Raw genomic sequence first — 13,094 nt, forward strand, 5'->3', positions numbered from 1 at the left:
ATGGGGCAATGGTTCGTTTCGTCAACCTCGCTTGCCGCTCTGTTGGTCGCGGGTGTGGTGTTGATGTCTGTGTTGCTGTGGTTGTTCTTATCACAGCAGTCTCAAAGTTGTTGGCAGGCGCAGTGTAAGCGTTACTTAAACCCTGGTAATGATAATGCTGTGATTGAGACTTCGTCATCGTCATTTCTCGCCGGGCTAGGTGTGTTGTATCCCACTTCTGACAAAGAGAAACAGCGCCTGCAGCAAATGCTGGAGCATGCCGGTATTGCGTCTTCGACTGCCTTAAATTCGGTGCGCGGCGCCAAGCTTTTGCTCGGTTTGTTTAGTGCGAGTGCCGCTCTGATTTGGCAGGCGGTATCTGGAGAACTGCTCGATGCATACACCCTAATGATGACGTTAATCGGTTATGTGCTGGGGTCAAACTTACCGGAATACTGGTTGCGCCGCCAAGCCAATCAGGCTCAACAGAAGCAGCAGCAAGTCGTGCCTGACGCCATCGACTTGATGGTGATCAGTGTGGAAGCCGGGCTGTCGCTGGAGCGTGCATTGGAGAAAGTCGGTCTGTATTTACTCGATGTTGAGCCGATGTTGGCGCGACAGTTATTACGCACTCACGCAGAGATTCAGGTGCGGGGAGAGTCGGCTCAGTGTCTGAAAAAGCTTGCGTGGCGCACGGGGCTGAAAGAGATAGAACGTCTCGCCAGTACGCTAGCGATGGCCGAGCGATATGGCTCTCCTTTAGCGGAAACCATGCGCACTATCAGCGCGGATGCCAGACAACTACGCAAAATGGCGTTGCAGGAGCAAGCTGGCAAGTTGCCGGGACGCATTACTCTGATTCAAATGGCTTTCATTATGTTGCCACTGATGGTGCTGATCGTCGCACCGACCATGAACTTGTTATTGGAGAGTTTAAAATGATGACGACAAACCCGACCAAATGGCTGTTGTTGGTCTGTCTAAGCCCTCTGCTATTAGGCTGCGCGACGGCGAGCAAAGTGAAAAAGCAGACTGAAAATAATACTCAAGCACTAGCCGAAGCAGCATTCAATTATGGTCAGTATGGTAAAGCGGAGCAGCAGTATCTTAAGTTGTTCGAGCTCTCACCAGACAATCTCACTTACCAAATGATGTTGGCTCGTAGTCAGTACCGTCAGGACAAGAAAGAAACCGCGATGGCGAAACTGCGTTATGTGTGCGCGAATCCGGAGCCTGTCTCTGCGCAGGCGTGCATGTATCTTGGCCGTTACTTGCTTAGCAACAGTCGTGTGACCGAAGCTATCGAGGTGTATAAGTTAGGGCTACCGAAAGCGGACGGTCCACAGGTTGAAGCGCAGCTGCATAACGGCCTTGGTATCGCATTGTTGGGCAGTGATGCCTTACAAGCACGAACGGCGTTACAACAAGCGATGATCCTTTCACCAGATAACCCTCATTTTCGTTCTAACTTGGCGATCAGCTATCTGCATGACAATCAGGTCGAGAGAGCTCGAACAACATTTTCTCCGCTCTTGGCGTATCAGCAGTTACCTCCGCAGGTAGAGCTGAATTTCGCGCTGTTGTTACTGGCAGAAGGTAATGAAGACCAAGCGCGAGCGTTACTTACTCGTCATTTACCCGCGAGCGAAGTTGAGCGCGATCTAGCTATCCTCAACGCGCGTTTGACGGCGATGCGGAATGCCCAATGAGTCGGTGTCGTTCTCGTCAGCGAGGTGTCATCAGTTTAGAAACCGCACTGCTATTTCCTGCGGTCTTAGCGGTGTTGTTAGCCTTTTTTGATATTACCCGTGTTCATTTGCAATACGGATTATTGGAACACGCGATGCGTAGCTCATTGCGGGTGCTGTTAGCAGAAGACTGGCGCGTTAAACCGTTGAATCCCTCTGTTATCAAACAAATGCTCGATGACAACAGCTACGGTTTTATCGACCAGGTCGAGGTCAGCATCATTCGTTATGACTCGTTGGAAGAGATGCTTCGAGTGGGGAAAGAGCAGGAAGACGTAGAGGCCAGCGCGTTCTTTCGCCCGAGAGACCCAGTTTTTCAGGTGACCGCTACGCTCGCGACACAAATGGAAATCAGCCCTTTAGCCACGCTATATCCAGAACCCTTGGTGTTTACTAGCACTTTGATTGCTTCACAGGACTTGTTGTTCGATTAACTATGTTTCGATACCCGATTTTTTCCGCGCGTAAACGTCGTTTACAAGGCAGTGTCAGTCTGGAAGTTGCTCTGATCTTGCCGATGTTGCTGACCGTGATTGTTGCGGCGTCAGAAATTCTGATCATCCTCCGTGTGGAGCAACGCTTGGTGAACCTTAACTACAACATTCTTGAAATGGTGGGCAATCGCCGGACGTTGACGATTGAAAATAATATTGCCCAGCTCCCATATTTTAGTGGTTTTGCCGAGCAGCAACTCTCGAACATTGCCAAAGGCAACGTGAGTTTGTCTATCGCAATGCACAATGCAGCGACTAAGGAAACCACGCCAGTGATGGTGAGTTCTGCTTGTATGTTGAGTGGTAAATGGCCTGATTTTGACGTCGGTAGCTTGGTAGAAGTCGCGATCTGCTTCCAGCCTGACGACAGTGTTAGTAGTAACGCAATCTGGAAACTATGGCCAAATGGTCGCTTCCACTCTCATATGATCAGGGAGACGAACTGATGATGGCGCTATCTACATATTCTGTGTCTCGTCGCCATCAGGTTGGCGTGGTCTCGGTGTCGGCGGCGATATTTCTAGCCGGTATGCTGACTTTCTTTAGTTTTGTGTTGTTAGTGGTCGTCACCAGTACCACAGACAGCCGGTTATCTATGCTGGCGGATGCCGTGCTGTACTCTTCGTCTGACAGCGTAAGCGCAGATCAAGATGCCAACCAACTGTTGAACGCTAACGTTAGCGACGATGCAACGGGATTATCGGCACCTCACTCGAGGTTAGATAAGCGTGATGACTTCACCACAGCGACAGTAACCGGAAAAGTTAAGGCGAGTGAGTTAGTGCTCAATGAAGAGTTAGTGACAGAAGACTTGATTATTCGTCACCAGGCTACCTCCCGATTACACCAGATGACACTAGAAATTGTCATCATGTTGGATGTTTCTGGTTCGATGGAGGGGGCTCCAATGACTCAGGCGATGGACGGATTACGGGATTTTGCTGACATCTTATACGCCGAAGAAAGACGAAATCTGAGTAAAACCATCAGCATCGTACCGGCAACTGGATTGGTTAATGTCGGTTGGCGTCCTAATTTTCTTAAACCTGGTGCGATAGCAATTCCCCGCTCATTACGCACTTTGGCAAAAGAGCAGGGTTGGAAAAACCTGCTGAGTCCATCGGTGCCGGGGCGTTGGCGTGAAGCGATGTGCATGCAGTTGCCCGAGATTCAGTCGGATTTAACCAGCCCGGGAATGTTAAATCCAAGCTGGATACGCAGTTTGGAGCTCGGGCCTAAGCAGCAAAACATTCGCTTCTATCTCGAAACTCACAAGAAGCCACCACTAGGCGCGACTTACAAAAATGGCATGCCGTTGCATTCCTATATTCCAACTAAGAACTCACCGTATAACCCAGAGTGGAAGCACATGCATGCGCTGTTTGACACACTTGACTGTGGTGTCAGCAGTGTTCAGTCATACATGTCCAATTATCGTGAGTTTGTGCATGGTTTAGAAACGCTGTATCCGGAAATGAACACAAATAACGCTGAAGGTGTGATGTGGGCATGGCGATTACTGTCTCCAGAATGGCGTGGTGATTGGGATAAAACCAAGGGTGAACTGCCACGAGATTACGGTTTGAAAAGTAATAAGAAAGTCATGGTGCTGTTTACTGATGGTGACCACTTGATTGATCGAGAAGTACGCGATCGAAAACAAGTGATGTTATGTCGAGAGATGAAGCGAAAAGGAATAGAAATCATCGCGGTGGATTTCAACAATCGCTCACCGTCGATGAAATCCTGTGCCAGCCCGGGTGCTTATTATCAAGCGACCAACCGCACTATTCGCAATGTATTACAACAAGTGGCCACCACACTGAACAAAATTGAATTGGTGGAATAACTACCATTATGAAAGGAACTGTATGTCGTACCGAAAAGAGCAGCTAGAACGTTTACCTGAAAAAATTCAGGGGTTTATTCAGCAATTCTCAACCGCCCAACTGGGAACCGTAGATTCACAAGGCATACCATTGGCGAGTTACGCTCCGTTTGTTCGTCAAGGCAACGACTTTGTCATGTTATTGAGTACCGTCTCGAAGCATGCTCGTAATCTGCAACAAATGCCGAGAGCGTCGCTGATGTTAGTTGAATCAGAAGATAAGGCGCGTCACTTGTTTGCTCGTGAGCGACTGATCATAGACTGCGATGTCGTTTGTATTGATAAGCACAGCGAGGAAGCCTCACCGCTTAAGCAACATATGCAGCAAAAGTACGGCGAGATCGTCGAGCAGTTGTGTGGCATGAAAGATTTTAGCTTCTACCGTTTTGCACCACGCTCAGGTAACTACGTAAAAGGATTTGGTCAGGCGTTTCGTCTGGATGAGAACCTTCAACACGCAGTGCATCAGACGGAAGGCCATACCGAGGAAGAGAAGCAGCTACAACCCGCTTAATTATTGCGAGGGCAACCTCGCATTTTTTCGATAACAATAGCGTAAAGCCGTACTGGCCAAAGCGCAGTGAAATTCAGCCCTTCATTACTACAGATAATCTACAGAATGAATTGGAACATGATTAAAAGATATGCCTTTTTAACTATAGGGGTCAGTGCGACAGGGCTGGGTATGGTTGGTGTGTTTATTCCGTTACTGCCTACCGTTCCTTTTGCGTTACTTGCGCTCTATTGCTTTAGTGTCAGTTCGCCTCGTTTTCAGTCGTGGTTGCTCGCCAGCCGTTTGCTCGGTCCAACGCTGAGAAACATTAAAGAAAATCGTGGCCTAACCATAAAAGAAAAGGTGCGAGTACTGATAGTGGTGTGGTGCTCGATACTGGCGACCGTCGTTTGGTTGCTCGGTGAACGACCATCTGCACAAATTACATTGCTGGTGATTGCCCTTATCGAAACCTACATTATTTTGCGCTACAAGACGCGCGTTGATCCAGTTGAGGAAAATAAATGATAGGTAAGATTCCTCAATCCGCAAAACCTTGGCTTTTGGGTTCTGTAAGCAGTGGCGTGTTGGTTATTCTTGGTTTAGTCGGTCAATATTGGCTGGTGAGCCGAGTGTTCAGTGACAACTTTGAACCGATTGTTCTACAGGTGCTATTGGCGAGTGTGACTTTATTAGCGTTACGCTTTGGTGTGATTATTTTCCATCGTTACTTGGGGGCAAAAACAGCGCAGCAAGTAAAGCAGTCAATACGTAAGCAACTGCTTGATAAATTGGCCGCTTTAAAGCCAGCCCAAATGACACCAGAGCTGCGTGGGAAGCTCAATTACCTGCTTGGTGAAGGCGTGGAAGTACTGGACCTATATTGGGGGCTGTTTGTCCCTCAGTTTTTTATCGGTCTGCTTGGCCCTTTGCTAGTGTGTCTATTTATTGCATTCATAGACCCATTTTCTGGCTTTATCTTGCTGTTAATGATCCCTCTAATTCCAGCCATTTTAATGTTGGTGTTTAAACGTTTTGCCAGTGTCAGTGCGACCTATAAGCACAACTTGGCTCTGCTGACGGAGCTGTTTACTCAGAGCTTGCACGGCCTTCCCGTGTTAAAGCTGTACCAGTATTCCAAAATTTGGGGAGCGGAAATTGAGCAGCATGGTGAGGCATTACGACGCTCTACCATGTCACTCCTCAAGACTAATCAACTGGTGATTTTATTGGTTGATCTGTTGTTTTCTCTGGGCACGATAGTCGCTGCGTCATTGTTGGCGATTACGCGTTATCAATTGGGTATTCTCGACGCAGCATCGGCAGCTTTTATCATTTTGGCCAGTGTCGAGCTGATACGTCCATTGTCTTTAATGGGAGCGTTCTTCTTTGCCGGTGCGCTGGGCCGAGAAGTGCAGGCTGACGTACAACACATCTTGTCTTTAGACGAAAATGAATCCCACCATCTTACACAGCAAAATCATGCCGTTGTTCTTGATGTTCGCGATTTGACTTATGGTTATCCTCAGCAAGAAAAACTATTTCAGGGTGTCGATTTAAGCGTATACAAAGGTGAACTGGTGGTGCTGCAGGGGCCAAGCGGTTGCGGCAAATCCACCTTGTTCAAACTGATCCGTGGTCAGTTGATGCCCGATGCAGGTGTGATTACCCATCAGCCGATTGGTTACTTACAGCAGATGCCGTATGTGTTTCATCAGACGCTGGAAGATAACTGTCGTATGGCGGCATCCAGTGCTACACAAAATGAGGTGCGTGATGCGCTAAAACAGAGTGCGCTGGATGAATGGCTAGAGCACTCAGACACACTGTCATTGCATCCGGGTGAAGGCGGAAAGCATATCTCTGGCGGGCAGGCGGCTCGGCTTGGTTTATCTCGAGCATTTTTATCCGATCATGCGCTGATGTTAATCGATGAACCGACCCGCCAGTTGGATGATGTGACCGAACAAAAAGTGATTGATGCGCTGCATCAGCTCAAGCAGCAGGCCGGCGTATTGGTGATCAGTCACTCACCACGACTAATTGCTCAGGCTGATCGAGTCGTAGATGTCAGCCGTTGGCGCGATGTAACTAAAGTAACAAGCTCGGAGGCCTGGGCATGATCAATCAGTTATTAAATCTAGCTAAACCGCACTTAGCTCCGCTTGGTTTGTCGTTGCTTTGTCGGATATTAAATCAGTTAGGCACCATTGCAATCCTCGTTGTCGCGGGGCAATACGCGCAAGAATTATTTATTGGCCAACAACCCGTATCGATTTGGCCACAACTGCTTTGGGCGTTACTTTGGATTGGTATCGGCAAAGCAATCTGTCGTTATGTCGAGCAACTTTCAGGGCATAACGCTGCATTTCGTATCCAAGAAGACTTACGCAATCAAGTGTATTGGCGGCTAGAACAGCAAGCGCCGGACAATATTCACGACCTTTCGACCGGTGACCTCACCGCACGGGTAGTATCGGACATAGAGCGCATCGAAGTCTTCTATGCTCACACCATTGTTCCAGTACTCTCTGCGCTGGTGGTGTCGCTGTTGGTGACTGCTTACGGGTATTGGTTAGTTGGTCCAGCGGCAATCGCCTTGTGTTTACTGTTAATGATTGTCGGTGGTGTGTTGCCTGCGTGGCACCTCAGTCGCAGCGCGAAGCTAGGGCAGAATATTCGCGATCAATTTGGTCTGTTGAATACCTTGCTGACCGACGTGGTATCTGGTTTCAATGAAATACAGAATTGGTCAGCGATGGCGTTTTTTCAGCGCAAAGTAACCAAACAAGGACAAGCGCTTCAACGCTTACATAACACCTTAGCTGTCCGCAATGGTATTAAGGATGCGCTGACAGATTTAATCATTGGTAGTGGCTTTATTGCCATGATTGTCTGGGTTTGGTGGCATGGAGATCCGCTATCGTTAACGGCGTTATGTTTATATGCGGGCGCTTTCGGTCCGGTGCTAGCGCTGACGAGGACTTTTGAGGACTTGCCTCAGACGTTTCCTGCTTGTCACCGAGTTCTGACCATATTGGAAGCGCAGCCGTCAGCAGCACTTAGTGACGATACTAAAGCTCACGCCAGATCTGATTCTGAGGCTCTACTCAGTGTCACAGGTTTAAGCCATCGTTATAGCCCTGATGCTGACTGGCTGTTTGAAAACTTATCGCTGTCGCTGCCTGCGGGAACGCATTTGGTCATCCATGGGCAAAGTGGAAGTGGCAAGACATCATTGCTGCGCTACTTGGCTGGTATTCATCTTTCCGAGACGACTCCGTTGCGGTTCAAAGGCGAAGCGATTACCTGTTTGAATCGTGAATCAGCTTGGCTGAAAATCAGTTATATACCTCAACAGAGTGTGATTTTTCCCGCGTCTTTACGCTACAACTTATCTCTAGGTGGTCACTATAGTGATGAGAAACTGATGCAAGCACTACGGCTAGTCTGCTTGGAGCCAATGTTCTTTGCATTATCCGATGGGCTAGATACTGAGTTGGGGCTTAATGGTACTCGTCTCAGCGGTGGAGAAGCGCAGCGGATAGCGTTGGCGAGAGCCTGGTTGCGCGATACGCCCATTTATTTGTTAGATGAAGCATTCAGTGCGTTAGACAAACAGACCGAGATCGTTATTCGTCAGCGTCTTCGCCAAGATTGGCAAGAGAAGTTAGTGGTTGAAGTCGCGCACCAGCCACAGGGGCTAAATCCGCACTGTGAACGCAGGCTGATGAAAGATGGTCAACTTACTCCCCTCAGTGACTAAAAGCACATAAACATGCCGGAGTTATCCGGCATTATAGATTACTGACAAAGGATGAGCATTGAGCAATTTTCTACTTGTTTTGGGTTTTAGCTCGAGCGTAAAGCGTTAACTGGCAAGCCGCCGAAGCATTTTACCCCTTTGTCTTTATATCCCCACCAGTCGTCCAGCTCCTCAATTTTCAAACGGAAGATGTTATTTGCCTCGCAGATAAATAGATAAGTCACTCGTTGACGGCTAATCAGCTATGCATGGCCTCGTCTTTTGGAATCTCCTGCTTTAGTTTGTTTCCCAAGTTCAGATTTAGCCAGTAGCGGAATCATCATGCGGTCTATGTTCTTCATCCTATCATTGTGTTTTTGCGGAACATTAAGTGCGCATGAACGTGATTCTGGTACCTCTTTTGAAGTTCTTGTGGGCGCGTCACTTGGTTACCGAACCATTGAAATCAGCGAAAGAGAAAATGTTATGGAAGTGGCTGAATTTCAGACTGATGGCTTGAATGTCGCACCAAGCATTTCTCTCAGAACCGAGCCTAAATATATATGGCAAGACCGAAACTGGTCTTATACGTTTTCGGCTGACTTTTTTACCTCTAAATTTGATAAGCAAGTTGTGGGAGATGGTGGCGGTTATAACCGCGTTATTAAAAATAAAGGTACCAAAATAGAGGGTTTATCTTTGTATTTTACTCCCATCATCTACTACCAATTTGGGCGAGAAAAACCTGAGGGCTGGCAATATAGAGTCGGTGTTGGGGCTGGGTTGGGATACCAGGATCATAACGGCGAGTTTTTAATCACCAATCGAGAGCACCCTAATTACGGAAAGGTGAGAAAAATTAATCACTCCAAACTGGGTTTATCAACTGGTGTTTATGCTGAGGCTAAATATAAAAAGCATCACATCGTATTTAATGGGGATCTCATTACCAATGCGCTATCTGGTGATGACTATCGGTATGTGGAAAACCATGTATCCATTACCTATCGCTATCAAATATATTCTTTTTCGCTGGATTTTTAATTTCTGACGCAGTTGTAAAGCCGAGTATTTCTTACTCGGCTTTTGCTGTTAATGGCGGTCCGCTATAGAAATAGCTTGTTGGGAGTAACGGATGGGCTAAATAAAAATCCCTGACCGTAAATACATCCTTTGTCTGACAGGTATTGTGCTTGTTCTTGAGTTTCAATCCCTTCTGCGACGACTTTAAGCGATAAGGTTTTGCCCATAGCGATGATCGCATTAACGATGGCATTGCTGTCGCTGTGACTCGGTACATCTTTCACAAATGAACGGTCGATCTTCAATTTGTTGATCGGCAGACCTTTCAGATAAGAAAGCGAGGAATAGCCTGTACCAAAATCATCCAAAGATATTTCAATACCGAGTTCTCGCAGTTGATTTAACGACGCAATGGCCTGTTGTGGGTCGATCAACAAAAAGCTTTCGGTGATTTCGATATCCAAATGATGCGCAGAAAAACCAGTCTCTTGAAGTATCACCTGAAGCCGGTCGATAAAGTTCGATTGCTGCAGTTGGAGTGCGGATACATTGACGGCTATTTTGCCGAAGTTAATTCCAGACTCCAGCCAAGCGTGGCCTTGAATACAAGCCTGCCGGAGAACCCAATCGCCGATGCTTTGAATTAGCCCGGTTTTTTCTGCAATTGGAATAAAATCAGCAGGGGACACTAAGCCAAATTCAGGGTGCTGCCAGCGCAACAGGGCCTCCACGCCAACAATAGAGTTCTGCTCCAGGTTGTATTGGGGTTGATACTCCAAACGCAGTTGCTGTTTCTCTATTGCCTCGTGCAGCGCTGATTGAATTCGCACGTGGGAAATGGACTTGTGAGTCAGATCCGGTGAATAAAAAGCGTAGCCGTTACGGCCATTCTTTTTCGCTAAGTACATGGCAGTATCTGCATTTTTCAGCAGTGTTTCACTGTCTTGACCATCGGTTGGATACAGGGCAATACCGATACTTGCTGAGACACGCAATGATTCGTGACTGGTCAGCTTAAACGGTTGATGGAATACACCTAAGATGCTGTCCACCGTTTCGGACAGCGCGACATCACTTTGCGCCTCTGGAAGAATAATCACAAATTCGTCGCCGCTGATTCGTGCGACATGGGCATTGAGATGCAAGGTGTCTTGCAGACGTATTGCCAGTTTGGTCAGCAATTGGTCACCGCAAAAATGCCCCATACTGTCGTTGATGTGCTTAAAGTGATCGATATCCAGGAAAAGGGTTGCAAAGCCTTGCTGGCTCTTTTGACCAGTTTCGATGTGCTGCTCGAGCAATCCAAGTAAATGAGTACGATTTGGCAGATTGGTCAACGGGTCATAAAACGCCATTCGCTGCAGCTTTTCTTCATGTGCTTTGCGCACCGAAATGTCTTCAAACACACAGATATAGTTGATCAACTGATCTTTGTCGTCCATTACAGCGCTTATGGTGGCCAGTTGAGGGTAAAAGCTGCCATCTTTCTTGCGGTTGATGAACTCGCCTTTCCACTGTCCTTTAACTTGTAGCTCAGACCATAAATTTAGATAGAAGCTGCTATCGTGGTGTCCAGAGTGAAGGATTTTCGGCGTATGACCAATCACTTCTTCTGCACTGTATCCTGTGATGTTCGTAAAGGCAGGATTGATATCGATAATGTTTGCATCACGATCGGTGATGATCATCCCTTCTTGCGAGTTATTGAAGATCTTCGACGCCAACGTTAGCTGTGTTTCTATGGTTTTTCTACGTGTGATGTTTCGCGTCATGCCCATAACACCAATCAGCTCACCTGCTTGATTGCGTACAGGTGACTTAATGGTTTCGAGCCAGGTTGGATTATTGTTCGAGTCGATTTGTCGGCACTCTTCAACAATATTCTGATTGCCAGTTTCAACCACTGTAATATCAGCTTGAATGAATTTTTCAGCGCGCTGTTCGCTGAAAAGGTCAAAATCATTTTTACCAATGATTTCCTGATTGGTTTTTTGCCAGGCTTGCTCGACGCTTCGGTTAGTCATTGCATACAGGCCATCGGTGCCTTTGATCCAGATATGGTCTTCAAGGCAGTCGATAAACTCTTGTAATGTTGGGATTTGACTTTGATCTTGCTGATACCGCAGATGACGTTGTTGTTCTTGTTGGTAATGTTGGCTCACATCAAAACTAAACCGACCAGCAAGGGCGCTCAGCCACGCTGGCACGTGATGGCTTTGTGCGTTTGTGTAAGTCAGCGTAATCGTGGCAAACAAATCACCGTTAGGTAGCCACACCGGACAGATGCTGAGGATCTGCTGCTCATAAGCTATATTGACGGTTTCTAATTGAAAAGGGGTATATTGAGCGGTGATCTGCTCAATCTCGGCAACAATCGCATCATGGTTCTGCTCTGCGGTCGACAACGCACTGTGTTGCCACTGTTCGTTGTCATTGAAGGCATAGACTTGTCCCTGTGCATGGTTGGCATTACAGCACTGTTGCAGGGCATCTTGCCAGTCTGCTAATAAAGAAGATGGAATATCAAAGCGAAACATAATTAGTACGGTATCCTGAATCGCCCAACGATGTGTTTATAAAAATATAGCTGAGATGGCTATTGGGCTTTGGCTGTATCGTATCCGACCATAAAATAATTCCAAGCGGTAGAAGACGCTTCAGTTCATAAAAATACGAATTGATACCGTCTGTTAGTGAGAGGCATTGGCGGTTTTCTCTTTTTTGCCAAACTTAACTTGCTGAATCACCAGACCACTGATGATCAATACCAGCCCGATCAGCGTAGAGGGATGAATGTCTTCACCAATAATCGTCGCCAGTAACATCAGGGAGATGAATGGGGAAGCGAAAATCAGGTTACTGATGCGAGCCGTATTCTGTGTTGACTTGAGCGCGCTTAGCCAAAGGACGAACGTAATCCCCATCTCAAAAAGACCTACATAGGTCACCGCAGCCCAGCCTTGGGCCGAGATGGTATTCCAGCTTTGTCCTTCATAGATGCTTAACGCAACAGTAAAAGGAATCGCAACCAGAAAACCAAGTAACACGCCCACGACCGGATCCGCTTTGTTTTTGGTGTTGAGAATCCAATATCCTGCCCATAGCAATGTAGAGAGCAGAGCTAAACCAACGCCAAGCGGGCTCTCAAAATCCATACCTAACACGTTGCCCTGAGTGGCAATCACAATCACACCTAGGTAACTAAACGCGCAAGCAATCCAGTCTTTGCTACGAATTTTCTGCCCGAGAAATACCGCTGCCATGAGCGTCAGCGTGATGGCCCAGCTGTAGTTGATGGCCTGGGCCTGAGAGGCCGGGAGCAAGTCATAAGCCTTAAACAGGATCAGGTAGTAGGCTAATGGGTTAATCAGGCCAAGTAGCAGGTAATACCAAGGATTCGACAGAAAGGTATCGCTGAGCTGATTCAACTTGCCTTGAACACCACATACGATGACAAGAGCAATAGCAGAAACGATGCTGGCAATACACAGCATCTGAATCGGAGTGAACTCGGCTAATGTGAGTTTAAATGCGGTCGCCACTGTCGACCAAAGTAATACTGCTGAGAGCCCAAATCCTAGGGCGCGACGCTCATTCATGATGCCTCTGTATCGTGTTCAAAGGCTCGGCGATAAGATTTTGAGCGAGCCAAAGGATATTATTTTGAGCAGGTAGTGTATGCGAGGATTTTTCATCCAACAAACTGGACATTTATCCAGTGTCT

12 protein-coding genes are annotated in these 13,094 nt (G+C 47.3%); 10 read left to right on the forward strand and 2 right to left on the reverse strand.

What is annotated here, in order from left to right:
* The 10 genes from DBX26_RS00165 (at nt 1) to DBX26_RS00210 (ending at nt 9,391) form a co-directional block, all read left to right on the forward strand.
* Nucleotides 1–921 carry a type II secretion system F family protein gene (locus DBX26_RS00165; RefSeq protein ID WP_118117377.1) on the forward strand — a complete coding sequence of 307 codons (921 nt, stop codon included), beginning with the start codon at nt 1–3 and terminating at the stop codon, nt 919–921.
* The gene (locus tag DBX26_RS00170) at nt 918–1,688 is read left to right on the forward strand and encodes a tetratricopeptide repeat protein (RefSeq protein WP_118117379.1); all 771 of its coding nucleotides are present in this window, start codon (nt 918–920) and stop codon (nt 1,686–1,688) included. The genes DBX26_RS00165 and DBX26_RS00170 overlap by 4 nt, the downstream gene beginning before the upstream one ends.
* Entirely contained in the window at nt 1,685–2,161 is a 477-nt protein-coding gene (locus tag DBX26_RS00175; protein WP_118117381.1) for a TadE/TadG family type IV pilus assembly protein, read from the forward strand. Before DBX26_RS00170 ends, DBX26_RS00175 begins: the two co-directional genes overlap by 4 nt.
* Before the next feature lie 2 nt (nt 2,162–2,163).
* Entirely contained in the window at nt 2,164–2,667 is a 504-nt protein-coding gene (locus tag DBX26_RS00180) for a TadE/TadG family type IV pilus assembly protein (protein ID WP_118117383.1), read from the forward strand.
* Nucleotides 2,667–4,070, forward strand: coding sequence for a pilus assembly protein TadG (locus DBX26_RS00185; protein ID WP_065298994.1), 1,404 nt, complete (start codon nt 2,667–2,669; stop codon nt 4,068–4,070). The genes DBX26_RS00180 and DBX26_RS00185 overlap by 1 nt, the downstream gene beginning before the upstream one ends.
* Before the next feature lie 22 nt (nt 4,071–4,092).
* Nucleotides 4,093–4,623, forward strand: coding sequence for a HugZ family protein (locus tag DBX26_RS00190; protein WP_065298995.1), 531 nt, complete (start codon nt 4,093–4,095; stop codon nt 4,621–4,623).
* Nucleotides 4,624–4,740: 117 nt separating this feature from the next.
* Nucleotides 4,741–5,130, forward strand: coding sequence for a YbaN family protein (locus DBX26_RS00195; protein ID WP_081280032.1), 390 nt, complete (start codon nt 4,741–4,743; stop codon nt 5,128–5,130).
* The gene (locus tag DBX26_RS00200; protein ID WP_065298996.1) at nt 5,127–6,725 is read left to right on the forward strand and encodes an ABC transporter ATP-binding protein/permease; all 1,599 of its coding nucleotides are present in this window, start codon (nt 5,127–5,129) and stop codon (nt 6,723–6,725) included. Before DBX26_RS00195 ends, DBX26_RS00200 begins: the two co-directional genes overlap by 4 nt.
* Nucleotides 6,722–8,368: an amino acid ABC transporter ATP-binding/permease protein gene (locus DBX26_RS00205; RefSeq protein WP_118117385.1), complete on the forward strand. Its 1,647-nt coding sequence runs from the start codon at nt 6,722–6,724 to the stop codon at nt 8,366–8,368. The genes DBX26_RS00200 and DBX26_RS00205 overlap by 4 nt, the downstream gene beginning before the upstream one ends.
* Before the next feature lie 261 nt (nt 8,369–8,629).
* Nucleotides 8,630–9,391 carry a hypothetical protein gene (locus tag DBX26_RS00210; RefSeq protein WP_254063494.1) on the forward strand — a complete coding sequence of 254 codons (762 nt, stop codon included), beginning with the start codon at nt 8,630–8,632 and terminating at the stop codon, nt 9,389–9,391.
* Between the two features lie 62 nt (nt 9,392–9,453).
* Here the strand turns inward: DBX26_RS00210 and DBX26_RS00215 are convergent, their stop codons facing one another.
* Nucleotides 9,454–11,907, reverse strand: coding sequence for a bifunctional diguanylate cyclase/phosphodiesterase (locus tag DBX26_RS00215; RefSeq protein ID WP_118117387.1), 2,454 nt, complete (start codon nt 11,905–11,907; stop codon nt 9,454–9,456).
* A 153-nt stretch (nt 11,908–12,060) separates the two neighbouring features.
* Nucleotides 12,061–12,969 (reverse strand): DMT family transporter, encoded by a 909-nt coding sequence (locus DBX26_RS00220; RefSeq protein ID WP_020336275.1) that lies wholly within the window; start codon nt 12,967–12,969, stop codon nt 12,061–12,063.
* Nucleotides 12,970–13,094: the final 125 nt, after the last annotated feature.

It is taken from the genome of Vibrio sp. dhg, assembly GCF_003443775.1.
GTDB lineage: Bacteria > Pseudomonadota > Gammaproteobacteria > Enterobacterales > Vibrionaceae > Vibrio > Vibrio natriegens.